This is a genomic window from Dyadobacter chenwenxiniae, from assembly GCF_022869785.1.
GTDB lineage: Bacteria > Bacteroidota > Bacteroidia > Cytophagales > Spirosomataceae > Dyadobacter > Dyadobacter chenwenxiniae.
The window spans coordinates 6,664,954-6,684,901 of record NZ_CP094997.1 but is presented as its reverse complement, the minus strand read 5'-3'; the positions used below and the strand labels follow the sequence as shown (position 1 = coordinate 6,684,901).

The window sequence follows — 19,948 nt, the reverse complement described above, 5'->3', positions numbered from 1 at the left end:
ATCTATGAACAATAACTATGATCGCACTGCCGGATTTTATGACAAGCTGTCAAAGCTGGTTTTTGGAGATGCATTAATGGAGGCGCAGCGGTCGGTTTTACATTTCATTCCTGAGGACGCAAAAATCCTCATTGCCGGTGGAGGGACCGGCGCCGTTTTAGAAGAAATCGCGCGTGTGAGGGCGCAAGGCGTTAGCATTACTTATGTGGAGATTTCGAAAAAAATGATCGGAGTTGCGAGTAAACGGAGCGTAGGTGGAAACAATGTTCAGTTCGTGAATGTTGCAATCGAATCATTCAAAACCGATGAGCGATTCGATGTGATCATTACTTCCTTCCTGTTCGATAATTTCAGGCAGGACAAGGCGGAAGCTGTTTTCTACGCACTTGATAATCTGCTTAATCCGACAGGAATGTGGCTTTTCACGGATTTTAATGTTGAGCAAAATCCAAACAGGATCTGGCAGAAATGGCTTTTAAAATCAATGTATCTGTTTTTCAAAATCCTCTCAAATGTAGAAGCGAACGAGCTTCCTGAGATGGAAATGCTGCTCAGTAATGCAGGATACAAAACAATTTTCAAAAGGCTCTTTTACAGGAATTTTGTCAAATCATTGGTATACCAAAAACCTTAACCCAACGCCGCCCGCCTCCTTCCGAAGATAAACCGCTCATTGAAAACAATGATAGAGATTAAAATGAGCGAATATGCTGTAATCTGGACCGAGTTGATGGGCTCGTGGAAATATAAAAGCGCGATGGCAAAATTCATCAACGGATTGATATACAGCAAAATACCCATTGTGGAAGATGTGACGCCCTGCAATGCATACAAGTTCATAAACAACGGAACGATTGTAAACACCACAGCTATAAGGAATATCAGGGCATAAAATGAAAATTCCGTTGGCAATGCTTCGCTGTATTGTGGATAAAACGGAAGGAGCAGCAACGCAGAAAAAAGGATCTGAACCGTCAGAACCAGAAATTTATCCAGACCCGTGTTTTTTCGTTGACTCACCAGATAAAATGCATACGAAGCCGCGACGATCAGGCTGTAAGCAATATCGGAGACATTGCTGAATGATAACAACATACAACTCGCAACACTCAACAGAACGGCTGCCCATTGCCATTTGCTCAGCTTTTCATTTAATACAAAATAGGCGATCACGGTCGTCATAATCGGGCATACCAAATAGGCAAATGATGCTGCTTTTACGCTAATGTGGTTCATCACGTAAATGAAGAAAAACCAGTTCGCAGTCAGCAGAAATCCGCCTGCTAATGTGAGTATAGTGACTCTTTGTCTTTGCGCCAAAGGCATTTGGCGGAATGTTTTAATATTTTCTTTCAAAACCTTTACCCGAACAAAAAGGCTGATCACGGCCATGATAACGGCGCAAAAAAGGACGCGGTAAAAGAGAATGTCCAGGGAAGCGTAAGCTTTAAGCGGTTTCAAAGCCAGACTAAAAAATCCCCAGATTACAAACGAAACGAATGCTGCCAGATAGTATTTTGAAAATTTCATGGAGCTGGTAATGTGTATCAAATGGCATGGATGAACTGTTTTTAGAAAACAGCAAAACAATTCCACAGGTTCGGAGGCTCTTAAAATCATTCGTTTCTCAACTTATGATGCTTTAATAATGCAAAAAAGCGGAACCTTCGCCCTTATTTTTGGCTTGATTTAGATAGTAACTATTGAAATTGAATATGACTTTTTCCGATATCAGGCTTGTAGCGACCGACATGGATGGGACGCTTTTGAACTCCAAACACGAAATACACGAATCCTTCTTCCCCGTTTTTAGAAAATTAAAGGACCACGGCGTCATATTCGTTGCCGCCAGCGGACGCCAATATTTCAATCTGGCCAAGGCATTGGAGCAGGTTAAAGATGAAGTCATTTTTGCCGCGGAAAATGGCAGCTACGTTGTTTTTAAAGACGAAGAAATCCACATCCAGGCAATCGAACAGGACATTGTCAGGGAATTGGTAAAAATTTCTCGTCCTATCAAAGACACTTATCCAGTGATTTGCGGCAAGAAAAAAGCCTATGTTGAAAACGATGCGCCAGAATTTATCGATCATCTGAAACTTTATTTTGAGCGTTATGAAGTTGTAAACGATCTCATGGAAGTGACAGACGACCAGTTCCTGAAATTTACGCTTTGCGACCTGGCCGGATCTGAGGCGAATAGTTATCCGCATTACAAACACTTTGAAGACAGCCTGCAAGTGAAAATTTCGGGCCCGATATGGCTGGACATTTCACACAAAAAAGCCAATAAAGGTCGTGCTATGGAGGTTTTGCAAGAAAAATTCAATGTGACTTTTGACCAAACAATGGTCTTTGGCGACTATCTCAACGACCTGGAAATGCTCCAAAAAGGCCATTATTCCTATGCAATGGCCAATGCACACCCGGATATCAAAAAAATAGCCCGCTTCATCGCTAAGAGTAACGATGAAAACGGGGTTGTTGAAATTCTTTCGGCAATTACGGTTTAACCTTTGAGGCTAGTCGGTATATTTTTTGAATATAGAAGTTGCCGTGTGACCGCCAAAACCGAATGTATTGTTCAGCGCGTAATTCACCGTTTGCTTCACGGAATCGCCCAATATAATGTTCATTCCTTCGGGCGTGGCGTCGTCCAGCGTCTCTGTGTTGATCGTTCCGGGGACAATATCGTGCTTCACAGCAAGCACGCACACAATGCTTTCGATCGCTCCCGCGGCACCCAGTAAATGCCCGGTCATTGATTTTGTAGCGCTGATCGCAACCGGGTGATCACCGAAAACGGTTTTGATGCCATTCAGCTCACTCATATCGCCGAGGCCGGTTGAAGTGGCGTGGGCATTTACGTAATCGATCTTATCCGGGCTGATCTCAGCCTCTTTCAAAGCCTTCCTCATGCCCAGCGCCGCGCCCATTCCGTCTGGCGGCGTCCCCGTTAAGTGATAGGCGTCGGCCGCCATTCCGCCTCCAACTATTTCGGCATAGATAGTTGCGCCGCGTGCCACTGCGTAGTCCAGATCTTCGAGCACCAAAGCAGCAGCTCCCTCACCCATTACAAACCCATCGCGGTCCTTATCGAACGGCCGGGAGGCTTTTTCAGGCGCATCATTGCGTTTGGATAATGCTTGCGCCGCACCAAATCCACCCAATGCGGAGTAAATGATGGCTGCTTCCGAGCCTCCCGCGATCATCAGCTTGGCCTTGCCCATTTTAATGGTGTCAAATGCACTGATCACCGCTGTATTGGAAGATGCGCAAGCCGATACAGTACAATAATTGGGTCCGTGTAATTTGTGACGGATAGAAATAACGCCCGCTGCAATGTCCACGATCATCTTGGGAATAAAAAACGGACTGAAACGCGGCACGCCATTCGATGCATGGAATTCGAGCAGCTGATCTTCAAAAGTGCCCATACCGCCATTTCCTGTTGCCCAGATCACACCCATATCATAGCGGTCTTCTACGTCAATGGTGCTGAAATCAAGTCCGGCATCTTTAATTGCCGTGTCCGAAGCGGCTATCGCATACTGCGTGTGCAGGTCAAACTTTTTAAGCTCTTTCTTCTCGATATAATCCTCCGGAATGAAGTTGCGGACTTCGCATCCGAATTGCGTTTTAAACTTAGAAACATCCATTTTCGTAATGGTAGCAGCACCGCTTTTACCATTCACAATATTTTCCCAGAACTCATCTACGGAATTTCCGAGGGGAGAAATAACTCCCAAACCAGTAACAACTACTCTTCTCATAAAAATTTAGAATTTTCTCGACAACATCAGGCGTTATTTGTCAAACTCCTGAGTCACTGCATCTTTGAATAAGGCTTCCACCATTTTTTGCACGCTTGGACCTACTATTAATATCACCGGGATAACGATCGCATAGGCCATAATCCAGGATTTCAGCCAAATCACCAAAAAATTGGCAACAAATCCAATATTTATAGAAACCAAACTAAAGGAAATTATACCCGTAGTGATCACGCCCATAATCATTGCAAACGCAATTTTTTGCTTCATTTTCTTATTTTTTTAAGTTTGAAAATTGTTACCGGCGGATACTTCAATGTTAAGCGGCGCTCCCGGGATTCATCGCCAAAAGCGCTTGCTCGGGAGATTGCCGGAATAATCCAAACAGATCTGCAGTGCGGCCGACGTGGATTTCGTAAGTGTCATTGTCAAATGCATTAATTAAAGCCTCGGCCACTTCGCTCGCTGGAATGCCGTTTTCCCCGCCTATTTCAGTCGAAAATTCGGTGTTCACCAGCGGCGGCATTAATTCAAAAACCTTAACGGCTGTTGCTTTTGCTAATGTCAATCGCAGCGACTGCGTGTACGAATGTAATGCCGCCTTGCTCGCTGCATACGTCGGGATAACGTGGTTCGGCACGAGGGCTGCGATGCTCGAGACATTGACAATGGCCGCTTCCTTCTGGGCGCCCAGCAATGGCAGCAATTTTTGATTCAGGCCAATAATCGACAAATAATTGGTTACGATTTCCTCCTCTGCGCGTTCATAAGTGTTGTCGACTTGATCAAGCAGATAGTAAGACGCGGCTCCCGCGTTGTTGATCACAATGTTGATGTTCGGGAAATCACTTTTCAAAGTGGCAACCAGTTTCTCCACATCCTGCTTGTCCGCAACATCACTGACGATTGCCGTTGTATTTTTAAGTTTCCCTGCCGCGCTCGTAAGTCGTGCCTCATTTCTACCCGTAATGATCACATTGTTGCCTTTTTCAGAAAAAATCTTCGCAATCTCGAAGCCGATTCCAGCGCTTCCTCCTGTGATCAAAATTGTATTTCCCGTCGTTTTCATTTTTGTTTTTATTTAATTGAAATATATTAAAATATACCGATCGGTATATTCAGTTTGAAAAAATTTTACTATAAGTCGTCAATCATTTTTTTCACAGCCTTCATGATGGATTTCCTGTATTGCAGCTTCCCCGTTACTTTGCTGATCATGATGCCGCCTTCAACCAGCGCGATCAATGTAATGGCGACGCCCTCGGGATCTATGTCGGCACTCAGCTCATTATGTGCCACGCCTTTTTTTACTAATGCCTCAATTTTATTCTTCCAGGAATAAATTGCGTCAGCTGCCTTTTGGCGGAGCGGCGGATGCGTGTCGTCGGCTTCGGTGGAAGTGTTGAGAATGGGGCAGCCACCCTCGGGGAACGGATAGGTCAGGAAATCCTCATAAATGCGCACATACACCATCAACTTTTCTTTCACCGACTTCTGCGCATCCATTTCAGCCTGCACCGCTGTGAACATCTTTTTCAGGTTGAAATCAAAAGCGGCCAGCGCGACTTCGTCCTTGTTGCGAAAGTTGCCATAAATGCTCCCTTTCGTAAGTCCCGTCGCTTCAATCATATCATTAATAGAAGTGCCGGAATAGCCTTTTACATTAAAAATCGGTGCCGTTTTCTCGATGATAAATTGCCTAGTCCTTTCTGCCTTGTTCATGTGCTTCAAATTAACAACACAAAAATATACCGATTGGTATATTATAACAAGCAAAGTCGCATTTATTTTTAAATTAATTTCACCAAAAACAAAAAAGCGGCCCGTTTTCGCAACCAGGCCGCTTTTTGATCTCCAAAACTAATTTCTCACTTTGCGCTTACACGCCATATTATGCCGCCCGAGTCGTCGTTCACCAACATCGAACCGTCTTCCATTACTGTCACACCAACCGGGCGACCGTAAACTTTCTTCTCACTTTCTACAAAGCCAGTCAGGAAATCTTCGGGCTTACCGGCCGATTTCCCATTTTTAAACGGAACAAAAACCACTTTATACCCCGACAGTTTCGAGCGGTTCCACGAGCCGTGCTGGCCGATGAATGCACCATTCTGATATTTAGCGGGAAATTGTGTTTGATCATAAAATGCCAAGCCCAGTGAAGCCGTATGCGCACCGAGAGAAACGTCCGGAACCAAGGTCTTGGCAACCAGATCGGGGCGTTCGCCTTTTCTTCTGGGATCTTCATTTTTACCAAAATAAGCATAAGGCCAGCCATAAAAACCGCCTTCCTTAACGCTTGTAATGTAATCCGGCACGAGCTCGTCGCCCAATTTATCCCGTTCATTCACAGCCGTCCATAATGTATTGGAGCCGGGAGCCCAGTCCATTCCCACTGGATTCCGTAACCCGCTCGCATAAATACGCTCTCCTGTACCGTCCGGGTTTACTTCCAGAATGTTGGCACGGCGCTTTTCTTCATCCATCCCGTGATCAGCCACATTAGTTGCGGACCCCACCGAAATGTAAATTTTGGAGCCATCCGCATTGGCCAGCAAGTTCCTGGTCCAGTGATTGTTATAACCACCAGCCGGAAGATCCACAATCTTGTCGCCCTTGCTGGTAATCTTGGTTTCACCTGCTTTGTAAGGAAAACGGTAAACGCCATTTGTGTTAGCCACATAGAAGTAATCTTTCAGCACCAGCATTCCCAGCGGCTGTTGAAGGTTTTCCATGAAAATTTCTTTGATCTCCGGCTTGCCGTCTTTATTCACATCGCGCAAAATGGTAATCCTGTCAGCGCTCTTTTTTGTATTGGATTCAGCAACGAAAACGTCCCCGTTCGGCGCGACATACGTCCAACGTGGGTTTTTCAGCTTATCTGCATATTTCGACACCGTGAAACCAGCTGGCGCAGTTGGTGTTTTTCCATCAGGCCAACCCGCTTCCTCCGGCCTGTTTTCAACAGATTCGCTTGTGAAAGGTGCGGGCAATGCAAGACTGTCTGTTGCCGTTGCCACAGAATCGGGACCGCTTTGCGCAGCTTCTTTTTTCTCCTCCTTTGTCTCTTTGCTGCTGCATCCGGCCAGTGTCATCATTAAACAAGCGCATGCAACTATGAGGCTATTTGTCTTCATTCCATCAATTATTTGAAAAGTAAAAAGCAGATCATCGATTTCTCAACCATTGATCTGCTTTTTACAATAATGATGCCACTTTTCCGACAAAAGCTACTCTAATGCCATCAACAGCGCCTGAATGTCATCAGGATGACTTAAAAACTAACCGGAACCTCAACCACAGCGTTCGCCCACCCCATGAACATTTTGGCCGAAGTGTCTGAAACTTTCTCAAAAACGATTGAAAAATTCTCGATTGGTGCTTCCGCATTCTTTACAGGCGCCGTTACACGAAGCACATCATTTGCTTCTTTATATTTGTATGCTCCCCAATAATCCAGGTCCGAGCTCAGAATAATGGTCCATTCTTTTTCGCCTGGAATGCTAAAAAGCGAATAGGTTCCTGCTTTCACTTTCTTACCGCCAAATGTCGCGTCCTGGTAAAACTTGATTTCCGTAGCTTCATCAGCACCTGTTCTCCAAACCTTTCCGTAAGGTTCCAGTTTGCCGAAAGCCTCTCTTCCTTTCAGATAGGGGCGGCTGTATGAAACTTTAACCAACGCCTTCTCACCATCTTTACGGTCGTGAGCAAAGTGATCGGGGAAGTAAGCAATGTCACGCGGGCTTTTGTCCAATGGCCTGAATTTCTGCGACTGGGCCGCAAAAGCAATGAGGATTAATGTCAGGGAAAGGAGAAATTTTCTTTTCATAAAAGTTGACTAGTTGAAAATTAGAGGTAAAAAGGGAGAATTTGATTCATTTCTTGTAATGATGACGGCATTTCAGGACAGTAATCGTATTTTCCCCAATGTAATAGACAAATCGATGCTCATCGGTGATTCTTCGGGACCAGCAGTCAACGAGATCCCCTTTTAATGGTTCAGGTTTTCCTATTCCGTCAAAAGGGGATCGTTTACAAGCTTTTATCAGCTCATTTATCTTTTTGACAATCTTTTTATCTGTCTCCTGCCAATACAAATAATCGTCCCAACCTTCGTCATGAAAGAGTAACCTCATTCTTCTATAAGTTCTCTTTCATGGATGTTCAGCTTTCCATTTTTGAGATCGGCAACGGCCTTGAGTAAGCGTGATTTATTAACCGGATCGCTTAAAAGATATTCGGTCGTGTCTTGTGACACTTGCTTTTTGTCGCTTTCCCGAACTTTCTTTTTGGCTGCCATAGAGGACTTTGCCCTGTTCCAATTGAGGTGAAATGCCATTTAGATATAATAATGTGTGCAAATTTATTTAGTGATTACAAAGCTAAACGTTTGGACTTAATATCTAAAACGTATATCCTTATAAAGGCTAGGACAGCATCTCCCCACTCAACACAGGTCGTGCGTCTTTTGTTTTGCTTAGAATGGCAAGGCTGCGTTTGAATTCGACCTGGACATTGTCGCCCTCAAATTTGCAGGTTACGGTTTCATAGTGAGCTGTTTCGATAAATCGCCAGGTCATTTCAAATGTATTTTCATCAATCCAGGCCCCGTTTCCGGCCACTTTCGTTAATTTTTCACCTGGGACAGGCGTTAATACGAGTTTTAGCGGCATGACTGACAGATCTGTTAATCCCACTTTCCAGTTGCCCAGCCCGTTCACGATTAAATGTTCACCTTTATCATCATAAAGCCGGAATAAGCACCAGCCTTTTGCAAATTCAAATGATACTTTGTTTATTTTCAAGCTGTTATCAGCCACTTTGAAGCTTTTGTTATTCAGTTTCGTGGCCAATTCAGCCGTTGCCTTTCCGGCAGTGAGTGGCAATGCAAGGGTTGTCAATTTCTTTTGAAGCTGCGCCTGGATTTCCTTATCCGCTGGCACGCCTGTTGCCTTTACCGCTGCGAGAATGTTATTCCAAACATGATCCAGAATCGCCTGCATATCACCGGTTTCACTGGTAATGGCAATCACCATGTCTTCCTTCGGCATCACAATGCAATATTGCCCGAAAGCGCCGTCGCCGCGGTAAGCGTCATTCCTGCACCGCCAGAACTGGTAACCGTAACCTTGCAGCCAGTCGTTTTCTTCCGGTTTTCTGGAACCGCCTTTGGACATGATGTGTGAACGCGTCGCTTCCTCGATCCAGGCTGCAGGCAGGATGCGCTTGCCGTTCCATTCGCCTTTTTGCAGATAAAGCTGTCCGAATTTGGCGATATCTTCCGTTTTAACCCGCAGGCCCCAGCCACCTGTATTAATGCCATTCGGATCTACTTCCCAATCCGGGTCGTCGATGCCCAGCGGCTCGAATAATCGTGGCGTCAGATATTGCAGCAATGTTTGTCCTGTCAGTTTCTGAATGATCGCCGACAGCATATACGTTGCGGCACTGTTATACACAAAGAACGTCCCCGGCTCATGCTCAACCGGCAATGAGAGGAATGCTTTCACCCAATTCTTTTCTTTCGATTCCCTAACCGGCCCTGTCGCGTCCTTATCATGTCCGGTGGACATTGTAAGCAAGTCTTTTACGCGCATAGCAGCCAGATTTGCGCTTATGGTTGCAGGTTTGTCGTCCGGGAAAAATGATACAACCTTGTCCTCGACGGTCAGCTTTTTCTCTGCAACCGCCAATCCGATGGCCGTGGAAGTGAAACTTTTGCTCAGCGAATAAAGCGTGTGCTTCATATCCGGGCCATAAGGAGCCCACCAGCCTTCCGCAACCACTTTTCCTTGCCGAAGGATCATTAAACTGTGCAAGTTCAGCTTGTCTGCTTCCACTGCATTGGTGAAATCGAGAATATTTTTCGCTAACAATCCCTGCGCTTCCGGCGAGCTGCGCGGTAATTGCCCGGAATGTAATGTTGCAGCCCAGGCCGATGCCGGAATTGCGCTGATTATACCTAGTTGTAATGCACCAAATCCAAGTTGTTGTAAAAATTCCCTGCGATTGTAAGACATGTCTATGGAGAATAAATGTTCAGAAAAGTCAAATGGTCGGGTGGCTGTGGACAGGTCATGGACGATTTGTCTGCGGTAATGGTATCTTTGTGCTTGCAAAAATATTTTTTGACCAACTGCGCAGCACTTTATGTCTTTCGAATCGCTTGGCTTGTCCGAACCATTATTAAAAACCATTGCCGAACAGAATTATACTCAACCTTATCCGATCCAGCAGGAAGCAATTCCGGCTATTTTGAAAGGAAATGATGTGCTGGGCATTGCAAAGACGGGTTCAGGGAAAACGGCGAGCTTTGTTCTGCCTATTCTGGAATTGTTTCAAACCAAACCGGCGGCTCCGAACAGGCACATTTCGGCATTGATCCTGGTCCCTACACGCGAGCTGGCGGTGCAGATTGCGGTTGTTTTTCAAACATTTGGCGAAAGACTTCCCAGAAAAGTCAAGACGCTGGCGGTTTACGGAGGAGTTTCTATCAACCCGCAAATGATTGGTTTGCAAGGCGTTGAAATTCTCGTTGCAACACCCGGGCGACTAATCGACTTGTTGTCTCACAAGGCGCTTAACATTTCTCAAACCCAAATCTTGGTCTTGGATGAAGCGGATAAAATGCTTAACCTGGGATTTGCAGAGGAAATGAAGGACATCTTTTTTCTGTTGCCCAAAAAGCGTCAGAGCATTCTGTTTTCGGCGACATTAGGAGAGGAAGTTGACCAGATCAATAAAACGCAACTCAGAAATCCGGTTCGCATTGAGATTGAAGAAGAGGAGCAAAACCTGGATCTGATTAAGCAAACAGGCTATTTCGTTGACCCTGACAGAAGAGGACCATTGTTGAGATATCTGATTAAAACGCAGGAAATGAATCAGGTTCTGGTGTTTGTATCTGCGACCAGGACGGCTGATAATTTGGTTGAAAAACTAAATAAAAACGGGATCCAGGCCATGGCGATGCACAGCAAAAAAAGCCAGGGCGCCCGGACAGAAGCTTTGAACAAATTTAAAGCAGGCAAACTTACCGTGCTTGTTGCCACCGATCTGGTTTCCCGCGGCATCGACATTCAATTTCTTCCTTATGTGATCAATTTTGAGCTACCGCGATCTCCCAAAGATTACGTACACAGGATAGGCAGAACAGGCCGGGCAGAAGCATCCGGAGAAGCAATCTCGCTGATCTGCCCGGAAGACGTGCACCATTTCAAGATTATCCAAAAGAAAATGGGCAAAAGCGTCGAAATGTTCGAATCTTATGACCTGGAATTAATGGGTTACTGAGCCGCTTTACTCTTGCTTTTTGCCACCAGTTCTACGATATCCTTTTTGCTTCCAGACCAGAATGCAATTTTCCGGCGGTTGAATGTATACGTTACAGCCACCGAATCCCCGAAGCTGATGATGGCGGGATAGGAATATTCGTCTTCTTTCTTGCCTGTGGCAATGTCCACCCGATCCGTCCAGTTTTGGCCGTTATCGTAAGACATGATCAGCGAAAGGGGCGACCTTGAACCCCAATCTTTATCACTCGGATTATAAGCAAGCACCAGTGTTCCGTCTGGCAGTTTTGCCAGGTCAATGCCACTGTTCGGATTAGGCAGGGATGTTTTTTTTATTGTTGTCCATGTTTTTCCATTATCAAAAGAATCACTTCTGCCGATCACGCCGCCGGTGGTCCTTACCAGCATATGCACATGGCCAGGCTTGGATTCCCATAATGTTGGCTGGATTGCGCCTTTTCCTTTTATTTCGGTTGTGTCAATTTTGAAATACGGGCTTGCAGTCCAGGTTTTACCTTTGTCTGTGCTTCTGTCCACAAAAACTTCCCAGCGGTTCACCTCATTGGATGCGCCGGCCAGCCAGTCGCCGTTGGATAGTTCAATGAGCTTATCTTTTACAGGACCTCTTCCTCCTTTATCACCTTTTACAAGTTCATATGCATCCGACCATGTTTCACCATTATCCGCCGAAGTTTTCACCCACGTTTCCCAATGCGCTATTTCTTTTCCAACTTTGAAATATAAAATAATCTTCCCATCCGACGTTTTTTGCAGCACAGGATTCCAGTGCGCGTCTTCCCGGATCTTGGCAACCTCTTTTGGCGCACTCCAGTTTCCCGGCTGACCTTTGGAAACCCATATGCCTACGTCCGGATTTTTTTCCTCCGTTCCACCAAACCACGCAATCAGATATTGACCATTGTCCAGCCTTACCAGCGTAGAAGCATGGCACTGTGCGAAATCGCGTTTATCGCCAAAAACAAACTCCTTCTTACTTGCTAATGAATCTGTTACCTCCGTTTCGGCAGTTTCAGATTTTTTAGAATTGCAGGAAATCAGCGACATAGAGGCCAGCCAAAGGCCGGTCAGGAGACTTGCAGACAGGATTTTCGGAACGTGCATAATGGGTTTGAGAAAGTAATGATTTTAAAAAGTACCCTATTCGGGGCTGATCAGGCTATTTATTTCAATAATTTCTTTAATTCGTCCATCACCATGCCCGGCGCTTGCTCTTCATATAAAATTCGGTGAACGGCGCTGGTTATAGGCAGGTTCACGTGGTGGATTTTGTTCATTTCGGTAATGCTTTTGGTTGCATAATAACCTTCTGCGATCATTTTCATTTCCAATTGTGCTGCTTTAACGCTGTATCCACGGCCGATCATGTTGCCAAAAAGGCGATTCCGGCTGAATTGGGAATAGGCAGTTACGAGCAGATCGCCGAGATAGGCGGAAGAACTCATGTTGCGTTCACGCGGGTCAAGGGCGGTTACAAAATTCCCGATTTCCTGCATAGCGTTCGAAACCAACACCGCCTGAAAATTGTCGCCATAACCGAGTCCATGCGTGATGCCGCATGCCAATGCGATAATATTTTTCATAACTGCCGCGTATTCAACACCATAGAGATCATCGAGCGGGTTGGCCGTCACGTAACGGCAAGTCATGAGTTTGGCAAAATCCTCAGCGCTGGGGCATTCTGTAGAGGCAATGGACAAGTAGGATTGCTTTTCCAAAGCCACTTCTTCCGCGTGACATGGGCCGGCAATGACGCAGGTTTCGTTCAGATCAATGCCGTACTCCTTTGAAATCCAGTCTGTAATGAGCATGTTTTGGTCCGGGACCATGCCTTTGATGGCTGAAACGATCCTTTTGCCTTGCAAATGTTTGCCGGACAAGTCGCGCAATGCTTCCTGAACGAATGCTGCCGGAACGGCCAGGATCACGTAATCTGCGCCTTTTACCGCGTCTGTGGTCTTTTCAAAAACCTTAATTTTCCTGGGAGAGAGCACAACATCGCTGAGATAGCTGGGATTGTGGTGAAATTTCCTGATATGCTCAATGTCCTTCTGATTGCGCAGCCACCACCGGATCTGGACATGATTCTGTTCGCAAAGGATCTTGATCAGCGCAGTTGCCCAACTGCCCCCTCCTATCACCGCAATCTTAATGTTGTTTAAAAAACTCATTTTGGAGGCCCGAAAAGCTGTTCAGGCGTAATTTTGATATAATTGAATGTTTCCAAAAATGAGAAGATTTTGACAGAAAATAAAAAATCCTTGCAGCAAAGCCGCAAGGATTTTCTTTTTTAACCTAAACTAAATCGAACTTATTACCCTTTTACAACGTATCAGTTCGCGTTTTCATTTGATTTTTTATCGTCTTTTTTCACTTCTTCTTTCTTTTTTTCTACCAAGTCACCGTTCTTGAGGTTTTTGGAAACAGCAATGTATGGCCCGGAGATAATCCGGTCGCCCGGTTTAAGGCCCGAAAGGATCTCAATATTTTCGAAATCGCTGATCCCGGTTTTAACTTCTTTCATTTCCGCTTTTCCGTTCACATCAATGAACACGATTTCTTTTATCAACTCCACTTTTTTAGGCTTTTTATCGTCTTCCTCATCGGGAGCTTGATCCGTTTGTTCACCGGGACGCGCACCGGCTGCGACAGGGGGCGTGCTGCTTCTGGTGGTCACTGCGGCAATTGGGACAGAAATCACATTGTTTTTTCGTTCTGTGATGATTTCCACCGAAGCGGTCATCCCTGGCTTGAACGGATAGGATTTTTTGGATTTGGAAACCATCAGATCAGCAAAGGACTCATTTAATATTTTGACTTTCACCTCAAATTCAGTCACTGCGTCGGCAGAAGCGCTCGACACGGCCGAACTTGTGGATGTAGACGAAGCCAGGCCGGCCGCCGTGTTTGCAATCTCTTTCACAATGCCCCGGAACTTGCGCCCCGAAGCGCTGTATGCGTCCACATCGATTTCGGCTGTGTCGCCCAGCGCAACCCGCACAATATCGTTCTCATTCACATTCACGCGCACTTCCATGTTACTGAGGTTTGCAATGCGCATCATTTCTGTTCCGGCCATCTGTGACGTTCCCACCACGCGTTCGCCAGCTTCTACGTTCAACAATGATACAATTCCGCTCACCGGTGCGAATATGCTGGTTTTCCGCAAGTTCTCTGCTGCGTCTTTCAAACTTGCTTCGGCGCTTTTAATGTTATATAACGCTGCTGAAACATTGGCTTTTGAAGATTCAACGTCCTGTTGTGCAACGCCGAATGTGGATGCAAACTGCTCGTAATCTGCGGCTGAAATTACTTTATCATTATACAGTTTTTTATTTCTTTCAAAATTTGCTTTCGCTTGTATCAAACGCGCTTCGGCCTGTGCAACCATAGCTTTGGTCTGCTCGTAGTTGGCTTTGCTGGAATTCACGGCTGCCTGTGCACGTGCCATTAAAGACTCGTAGTTATCAGGACGAATCTTTAATAATAGCTGTCCTTTCACCACAGAATCGCCCTCGGCAACATTCAAACTGATGATTTCTCCTGAAACGTCCGGACTAAGTTTCACCTCGACCTCCGGCTGAACCTTCCCTGAGGCACTGACGCGCTCGATAATATCCGTCTTTTTAACATTGGTATATTCAACTTCTGTGGCTTTGGGTTTGCCAATGTAACCGGCCTGTTTAGCTCCAAATAAACCCGCTACAAGAAGTGCGACAATGCCTGCTGTAATCCACCAGATCCGTTTCGAAGATTTACGTGCCATAATTTAAACTTTGGTTACAATGATGTTGAATGAGGATGAGCTTAGATTGTCAGGGATAAATGAAGCACTTCTTAAAAATCCGATAACGGGCGGTTCATATAGAAATCGAGGATCTTGGTCCGGAAGACGTAATCGTATTTGGCCTGAACCAGGTTTCCATTGGCCCTGTCGAGGTTGGCTTTGGCAATGCTGTATTCCACAGAATTGATCGCACCGACGTCAAACCGCACTTGCGAAACGCGAAAGGTTTCTTGTAATGCCCTTACCTGATTAGCCGTTGCCGAGTATCGTTTTGCTGCATTGGTCATGTCGATGTAAGCTTGTTCCACATTTTTGCGAATCGTCAGCTGAACCTGCTGGGCCTGATATTCGTAAGTTTTCTGCTGGATTTTGGCGTTAGCTACATTGTATTTCACCCGGAAATTCGTAAAAATCGGGATGTTGAGGTTGATATTAAAGGCTGAGTTACGGTTGAAATTCAACTGATCCAGATAGCGAAAAGTGCGCATTTCCCCGTTCTGAGTTCTTATTTTCTGAACAAGTGGAATTTGTTTATTATCAATAACAACATAGTCTGTCGGAGAAATCACATCTGTAATCGTAAAGCCCGTTCCATCTCCAACGAAACGTTCATCGGGGGCGGCACTTGAAAACGCAGTGTAGATCCCTCCGTTTAATGTTAACGAAGGCAATGCCGCACCCTTGGCGAGATCGATGTTGGTTTTTGCGGCCTCAATCCTCAGCTCAGCAGCCTGCATTTGCGGCAAGTTTCCGCGTGCAACGTCGAATATCTCCTGGATTGTGGCGTCGTAAGCTTGCAATGTGGGATCTGCAACCTTGATTTTCACCACATTGATCTGCTCGCTGCCGGGAATGTTCATGAATTGTTTCAAATTTAGTTTCGCCGTTTCCAGGTTGTTTTCGGCATTGATCAGCGTGAGTTCATCATTGGCCAGCTGTGCTTTTAAATCAAGTAAACTGCTTTCTGCCAATGTTCCTGCTTCTAATAATTTGGTGGTTCTTTCCACTTGTAATTGGGACGCCTGCACTTGAAACTTCGCCACTTCAATTAATTCCTCATTTGTAATCACTTGAAGGTAAGACAGAGCGACATTCAGCATAAGGTCATTGCGGGCGGCGTCCAGGTCCTTTGCGCTGGCTTTGTAATTGGCATCATTAAATTTAATGGTGTTTTTAGTCTGAAAACCGTTAAAAAGGGTGAGCTGTCCACCGAGCTGATAGTTGTTTGAGTTTACATTTTGCTGAACAAACTGGTTGGTAAAAGGATCAATGTTCCTACCTGAACTGAATCCCTGGCTGGCGCTGAAACTGATGCTTGGCCAGCGTTGCCATTTAGACTGGGCATAAATGTTGCTGTTGGTCTGAACAGTCAGCTCCGAAATTTTTATCGATGGATTGGTTTCCAACGCAATCCGAATGCAGTCTTCAAGAGAATATGTGTTAGCTGCCTGACTGGTATCCTTTTGCGCGAAAGCTGTGTTTCCTGCGACAAATACACAAAATACGATGAAAAGAAGTGCGGATTTGCGTAACGAATTTAGCATAAGCGGTTCAGAGTTAGATGATCAATATTAGTGTTTACCAGAAAAAACGGCCATCCATTTTGTACGGACGGTTGCATATCAGGGGTAAAAGGGCATTTCGTGTTGAATGGCCATAATCAATGGAAAAATAAATATCCAAGCCAAATTCCAGCCAAAACGCCTACAAAGTCGGCGATTAATCCAGCTACAATGGCATAGCGAGTGTTTTTGATGCCCACTGAGCCAAAATACAGTGCAACGATGTAAAGCGTCGTATCCGCCGAACCCTGGAAAATGCATACAAGGCGACCCACAAATGAATCGGGCCCAAATTCTTTCATAGCGTCTATCATAAGTGCACGCGCCCCACTTCCGCTGAGTGGTTTCATGAGCGCAACGGGCAAGGCATCCGTAAAATCTGTGTTCATTCCGGTTAGCGAAAAAGCCCATTTTAAACCATCTATGAGATAATCCATTGCACCGCACGTCCGGAATGCACTGATAGCGACAAGCAGACCGACAAGATATGGGATGATGGTAATTGAAGTTGCGAACCCGCCTTTTGCCCCTTCGATGAATGTTTCAAAGACATTCACTTTCCGATACATGGCCCATAACAAGAATCCTGCTACAACCCCCAGCAGGACGGAGTTACCAACAAAAACAGAAATCGTTTCGATCTGCTCTTTTGGCAAACTTGTTAAATACCACATTATCAACACCATAACGGTGGTCACACTCCCCAGCCCCAGCATTACAGTCCGGTTAAAAAGATTGATTTTTTGCCAGGCAGCCGTTATCAGCATTGCTACAACCGTGGTCACATAGGTCCCTACAACACAAGGAATAAATACATCAGAAGGGCTTTCCGCGCCTAATATGGCCCTCTGCGCGATGATGGATAATGGAATGATCTGCAAACCGGATGTATGCAAAACAAGGAACATGATTTGCGCATTGGAAGCGGTGTCCTTGCTTGGATTGAGTTCCTGCAAACTTTGCATGGCTTTTAGCCCGAAAGGCGTTGCAGCATTATCCAGTCCAAGAAAATTGGCCGAAAAGTTCATGATCATCTGGCCGTTTGCCGGATGATCTTTGGGCACCTCCGGAAATAATTTGTTAAAAAATGGCCCTATAAATCGTGCCAGTCGGTCAATAATACCAGCCTTTTCGCCGACATTCAGAATGCCCAGAAAAAACGCCATTACACCTGTAAGCGGCAAAGCAATGTCCATCACCGCCACTTTGGCCATTTCCAGCATCCCCTCGGTTATCGCCTTAAATGTCTGCACATCCCCGGTTAGGATAAATTTCAATAACGCAATGACAAAAGCAATGACAAAAAAGGATACGAAAATATAATTTAACGCCATAATGTAGGTTCGGGGTGATAGGCAGGATTGGTAATGATCTGTTTACAATACCGAAAGTAAAATATTTTATTTAATGTAAATAACAAAGGTATATTGCAAAGCAGTAGTAGCATTTCAAACCAAATAGTGATTCCAATGAAGTATTGCAGCCTTTTTCTTCTGCTCACCTTGTTTGCCTGTAATCAGAATACGAAAAACGAAAGAGATGCCGATGGCAATGAAATCGTAAATGATACGATTGCATTGGAAAGAAAAGTGGTCGAAAACAGTCCTGTGGCTAGTTTTAGTGAAAAAGTAAAAGACCCGCTCAACGACTGGCGCTTTTCCGTGGATGTGTATGAAACCAAATCTACTTTTGATTTTTTAGTCAAAATTAAATACAAAGAACTCGACGCAGAGGACAACATTAAGATCCCGAACTTCGGTATTATGCCCAAAGTGGAAGTCCGGAAAGGCAAGGAAGAACAATCCTGCATTATTGGATTCTTGGATAAAAAAGGTGAATTTAAAGAGTATAAGCTTGTTCAGGTGAAGAATCAGGAATTAAAGATCTCCACCATTAAGCATTACGCAAGAACATTGTATAAAGTGAAGAAATAAATGTTTTTAGATTGCCAAACGCAAAAGAGCCTGGGTTTCCAGGCTCTTTTGCGTTTGGTTGAGGTCTTATGATGTCAGTTCAGCAAGATCCGCACTTTGTCGGGGGATTTCGTTGCAGTCATCAGTTGCAGATAATAAGTGCCCCTTGGCAAATCATTCACGGGAATCGAAATGGTTTGTTTATCATTCAGATCTTTGGTTAAAACAAATTCGTTTGCCGAAATAGATTTGACTTCTTTTGAGCTTGCTTCACTGAAAATTTTGATGTTTTCGGGTAAAGCGTTCACTTCTGCTTTATTTTCAAATGTAATGTAAACGAAGTCATTTGCCGGGTTTGGGTAAATTTCATAGACTGGTCCGTCTATCAAACAATTATCCACGCAAATGGTAATGCCTTTTTTAACCGAGCCAAAGCAATTGCTCACTGTAATGTCAATCCCATAGCAATTATTGGCATAAGAATTAAAATAAGCTGTCCCACCATTAAAATTCAGAATTGAATTTCCCGGATCACTCGTAGTCCAGACGCCAAATTTCGTGTCCGGCTCGCCTGTATAAGCATTCAGCGACACACCTGCACCATTACACATAAAATCCGGCGAACCTCCCCCATTCGCAGTAACGAGCAAAGACGCCGGCTGCGGCGCACTCCTTTTCACCTGAACCGGCGTGCTATAAGCCGTAGTAACCCCACAAACTGAATTCGTCGCAGAAACCTTCACAGTCCCATCACTCACACCAGTCAAATGCGCCACATTCGTATTTCCCGGCGAACTCACCGTAATCCCGCCTGTAGAAGCCCAGTTGTAGGAAGTTGCATTGCTGGCCGAGGCTGTAATGTCCTTCGGAGCACAAAGAAGGATTGGTCCGGAGTTGATGGTTGGAACTGTTGGGAGCGGGCGGGTGATGGTAAGTTGTGAGGAAGTCGTCAGCCCAGCAACATCGCTTCTGGAAGCCACCACTTTAATAACGCCGCCTGAGCCAGCACCTGGCGTAACAGTAATGGTGTTTCCGCTGCCGCTATGCGACCAACCAGCGGGATATGACCAAGCATAATTCGTTGCATTTGTAACAGCTGGAACAGAAACTGTAAATGGTGTCTTGCCGCAATTCAATTGATAGCTGCCCGAATAGGCGTTGCCATTGATTTGAATGTTGCCGGGTGTTCCTAGGTATTTGATGGGGATTTCAATACTTGCAATTTTTCCGACCGGACACGTGATGCAGCCATTGAGTTGACTAGCAGGTTTCGCCGATGTTACTTTAATGGCCCCTTTGCCATTGAAATTGTTCCATTTAACATCAATGTAGTAGTTCCCATCACCATCATGTTTTGAAGGATTCGTACCATAGCCACCTAAAATAACCCCATTGCTAACTTCCCAATAATATTTGCAATTTAAACCGTTATTACAATTTGAGAAGGGATCAAGCTTTACTTCATATCTATAAACATTTTGATCGGGCAATGCATATTGGCAGTTGAGATTAGCTGCATTACACACAATAGTAATATTTTGACTATACGCTGAAATAGACATGCAAAAAATTACCATCAACAAAATTCCGAAGGTGTTTTTAT

The 19,948-nt window shown here is 45.0% G+C and carries 20 protein-coding genes; 4 read left to right on the top strand and 16 right to left on the bottom strand.

The genetic code is table 11. The annotated features are described in order from the left end of the window. Positions 1 to 4 precede the first annotated feature (4 nt). A complete protein-coding gene (locus MUK70_RS28695) occupies positions 5 to 634 on the top strand; it encodes a class I SAM-dependent methyltransferase (RefSeq protein WP_234657839.1) in 630 nt (209 codons plus the stop codon). Here the strand turns inward: MUK70_RS28695 and MUK70_RS28690 are convergent. Then, positions 631 to 1,530 carry an EamA family transporter gene (locus MUK70_RS28690; RefSeq protein WP_234657838.1) on the bottom strand — a complete coding sequence of 300 codons (900 nt, stop codon included), beginning with the start codon at positions 1,528 to 1,530 and terminating at the stop codon, positions 631 to 633. The genes MUK70_RS28695 and MUK70_RS28690 overlap by 4 nt on opposite strands. Before the next feature lie 185 nt (positions 1,531 to 1,715). Between MUK70_RS28690 and MUK70_RS28685 the strand changes: the two genes are divergently transcribed. After that, positions 1,716 to 2,513, top strand: a complete 798-nt coding sequence (locus MUK70_RS28685) for an HAD family hydrolase (protein ID WP_234657837.1) — start codon at positions 1,716 to 1,718, stop codon at positions 2,511 to 2,513. Between the two features lie 9 nt (positions 2,514 to 2,522). Here MUK70_RS28685 and fabF read toward each other — a convergent pair whose 3' ends face one another. The 9 genes from fabF to MUK70_RS28640 all read right to left on the bottom strand — a co-directional run bounded on the left by fabF (position 2,523) and on the right by MUK70_RS28640 (position 9,892). Then, positions 2,523 to 3,773, bottom strand: a complete 1,251-nt coding sequence (gene fabF, locus MUK70_RS28680; protein ID WP_234657836.1) for a beta-ketoacyl-ACP synthase II — start codon at positions 3,771 to 3,773, stop codon at positions 2,523 to 2,525. A 33-nt stretch (positions 3,774 to 3,806) separates the two neighbouring features. Then, positions 3,807 to 4,043 (bottom strand): DUF2798 domain-containing protein, encoded by a 237-nt coding sequence (locus MUK70_RS28675; protein WP_234603925.1) that lies wholly within the window; start codon positions 4,041 to 4,043, stop codon positions 3,807 to 3,809. Positions 4,044 to 4,092: 49 nt separating this feature from the next. Beyond that, positions 4,093 to 4,842: an SDR family oxidoreductase gene (locus MUK70_RS28670; RefSeq protein ID WP_234657835.1), complete on the bottom strand. Its 750-nt coding sequence runs from the start codon at positions 4,840 to 4,842 to the stop codon at positions 4,093 to 4,095. Between the two features lie 68 nt (positions 4,843 to 4,910). After that, on the bottom strand, positions 4,911 to 5,495 hold the full coding sequence (locus MUK70_RS28665) for a TetR/AcrR family transcriptional regulator (protein WP_234657833.1): 585 nt from the start codon (positions 5,493 to 5,495) through the stop codon (positions 4,911 to 4,913). A 146-nt stretch (positions 5,496 to 5,641) separates the two neighbouring features. Continuing rightward, the gene (locus MUK70_RS28660) at positions 5,642 to 6,910 is read right to left on the bottom strand and encodes a PQQ-dependent sugar dehydrogenase (protein ID WP_234657832.1); all 1,269 of its coding nucleotides are present in this window, start codon (positions 6,908 to 6,910) and stop codon (positions 5,642 to 5,644) included. A 137-nt stretch (positions 6,911 to 7,047) separates the two neighbouring features. Then, a complete protein-coding gene (locus tag MUK70_RS28655; RefSeq protein ID WP_234657831.1) occupies positions 7,048 to 7,602 on the bottom strand; it encodes a DUF2911 domain-containing protein in 555 nt (184 codons plus the stop codon). A gap of 46 nt (positions 7,603 to 7,648) precedes the next feature. Then, entirely contained in the window at positions 7,649 to 7,909 is a 261-nt protein-coding gene (locus tag MUK70_RS28650) for a Txe/YoeB family addiction module toxin (protein WP_234657830.1), read from the bottom strand. Then, a complete protein-coding gene (locus tag MUK70_RS28645; RefSeq protein ID WP_234657829.1) occupies positions 7,906 to 8,112 on the bottom strand; it encodes a type II toxin-antitoxin system Phd/YefM family antitoxin in 207 nt (68 codons plus the stop codon). The genes MUK70_RS28650 and MUK70_RS28645 overlap by 4 nt, the downstream gene beginning before the upstream one ends. A gap of 88 nt (positions 8,113 to 8,200) precedes the next feature. Then, positions 8,201 to 9,892: a serine hydrolase domain-containing protein gene (locus MUK70_RS28640; protein ID WP_374759739.1), complete on the bottom strand. Its 1,692-nt coding sequence runs from the start codon at positions 9,890 to 9,892 to the stop codon at positions 8,201 to 8,203. Positions 9,893 to 9,923: 31 nt separating this feature from the next. Here MUK70_RS28640 and MUK70_RS28635 point away from each other — a divergent pair, with 31 nt between their 5' ends. Continuing rightward, a complete protein-coding gene (locus MUK70_RS28635) occupies positions 9,924 to 11,066 on the top strand; it encodes a DEAD/DEAH box helicase (RefSeq protein ID WP_234657828.1) in 1,143 nt (380 codons plus the stop codon). Here MUK70_RS28635 and MUK70_RS28630 read toward each other — a convergent pair. The 5 genes from MUK70_RS28630 to MUK70_RS28610 form a co-directional block, all read right to left on the bottom strand. Then, entirely contained in the window at positions 11,060 to 12,187 is a 1,128-nt protein-coding gene (locus MUK70_RS28630) for a sialidase family protein (RefSeq protein WP_234657827.1), read from the bottom strand. The genes MUK70_RS28635 and MUK70_RS28630 overlap by 7 nt on opposite strands. Before the next feature lie 59 nt (positions 12,188 to 12,246). Continuing rightward, entirely contained in the window at positions 12,247 to 13,254 is a 1,008-nt protein-coding gene (locus tag MUK70_RS28625; RefSeq protein WP_234657826.1) for an NAD(P)H-dependent glycerol-3-phosphate dehydrogenase, read from the bottom strand. Positions 13,255 to 13,415: 161 nt separating this feature from the next. Next, positions 13,416 to 14,849, bottom strand: coding sequence for an efflux RND transporter periplasmic adaptor subunit (locus MUK70_RS28620; RefSeq protein WP_234657825.1), 1,434 nt, complete (start codon positions 14,847 to 14,849; stop codon positions 13,416 to 13,418). A gap of 71 nt (positions 14,850 to 14,920) precedes the next feature. Beyond that, positions 14,921 to 16,414, bottom strand: coding sequence for a TolC family protein (locus MUK70_RS28615; protein WP_234657824.1), 1,494 nt, complete (start codon positions 16,412 to 16,414; stop codon positions 14,921 to 14,923). Between the two features lie 116 nt (positions 16,415 to 16,530). Further along, positions 16,531 to 17,766 (bottom strand): spore maturation protein, encoded by a 1,236-nt coding sequence (locus MUK70_RS28610; protein ID WP_234657822.1) that lies wholly within the window; start codon positions 17,764 to 17,766, stop codon positions 16,531 to 16,533. A gap of 135 nt (positions 17,767 to 17,901) precedes the next feature. Here MUK70_RS28610 and MUK70_RS28605 point away from each other — a divergent pair, with 135 nt between their 5' ends. Next, positions 17,902 to 18,366 (top strand): hypothetical protein, encoded by a 465-nt coding sequence (locus MUK70_RS28605; protein WP_234657821.1) that lies wholly within the window; start codon positions 17,902 to 17,904, stop codon positions 18,364 to 18,366. Between the two features lie 74 nt (positions 18,367 to 18,440). Here the strand turns inward: MUK70_RS28605 and MUK70_RS28600 are convergent, their stop codons facing one another. Then, positions 18,441 to 19,871 carry a PKD-like domain-containing protein gene (locus MUK70_RS28600; protein ID WP_244784568.1) on the bottom strand — a complete coding sequence of 477 codons (1,431 nt, stop codon included), beginning with the start codon at positions 19,869 to 19,871 and terminating at the stop codon, positions 18,441 to 18,443. Positions 19,872 to 19,948: the final 77 nt, after the last annotated feature.

Coding starts and splice junctions, on each gene's coding strand:
- MUK70_RS28695 (WP_234657839.1), top strand. CDS start 5: ATGAACAATAACTATGATCGCACTGCCGGATTTTATGACAAGCTGTCA.
- MUK70_RS28690 (WP_234657838.1), bottom strand. CDS start 1,530: ATGAAATTTTCAAAATACTATCTGGCAGCATTCGTTTCGTTTGTAATC.
- MUK70_RS28685 (WP_234657837.1), top strand. CDS start 1,716: ATGACTTTTTCCGATATCAGGCTTGTAGCGACCGACATGGATGGGACG.
- fabF (WP_234657836.1), bottom strand. CDS start 3,773: ATGAGAAGAGTAGTTGTTACTGGTTTGGGAGTTATTTCTCCCCTCGGA.
- MUK70_RS28675 (WP_234603925.1), bottom strand. CDS start 4,043: ATGAAGCAAAAAATTGCGTTTGCAATGATTATGGGCGTGATCACTACG.
- MUK70_RS28670 (WP_234657835.1), bottom strand. CDS start 4,842: ATGAAAACGACGGGAAATACAATTTTGATCACAGGAGGAAGCGCTGGA.
- MUK70_RS28665 (WP_234657833.1), bottom strand. CDS start 5,495: ATGAACAAGGCAGAAAGGACTAGGCAATTTATCATCGAGAAAACGGCA.
- MUK70_RS28660 (WP_234657832.1), bottom strand. CDS start 6,910: ATGAAGACAAATAGCCTCATAGTTGCATGCGCTTGTTTAATGATGACA.
- MUK70_RS28655 (WP_234657831.1), bottom strand. CDS start 7,602: ATGAAAAGAAAATTTCTCCTTTCCCTGACATTAATCCTCATTGCTTTT.
- MUK70_RS28650 (WP_234657830.1), bottom strand. CDS start 7,909: ATGAGGTTACTCTTTCATGACGAAGGTTGGGACGATTATTTGTATTGG.
- MUK70_RS28645 (WP_234657829.1), bottom strand. CDS start 8,112: ATGGCATTTCACCTCAATTGGAACAGGGCAAAGTCCTCTATGGCAGCC.
- MUK70_RS28635 (WP_234657828.1), top strand. CDS start 9,924: ATGTCTTTCGAATCGCTTGGCTTGTCCGAACCATTATTAAAAACCATT.
- MUK70_RS28630 (WP_234657827.1), bottom strand. CDS start 12,187: ATGCACGTTCCGAAAATCCTGTCTGCAAGTCTCCTGACCGGCCTTTGG.
- MUK70_RS28625 (WP_234657826.1), bottom strand. CDS start 13,254: ATGAGTTTTTTAAACAACATTAAGATTGCGGTGATAGGAGGGGGCAGT.
- MUK70_RS28620 (WP_234657825.1), bottom strand. CDS start 14,849: ATGGCACGTAAATCTTCGAAACGGATCTGGTGGATTACAGCAGGCATT.
- MUK70_RS28615 (WP_234657824.1), bottom strand. CDS start 16,414: ATGCTAAATTCGTTACGCAAATCCGCACTTCTTTTCATCGTATTTTGT.
- MUK70_RS28610 (WP_234657822.1), bottom strand. CDS start 17,766: ATGGCGTTAAATTATATTTTCGTATCCTTTTTTGTCATTGCTTTTGTC.
- MUK70_RS28605 (WP_234657821.1), top strand. CDS start 17,902: ATGAAGTATTGCAGCCTTTTTCTTCTGCTCACCTTGTTTGCCTGTAAT.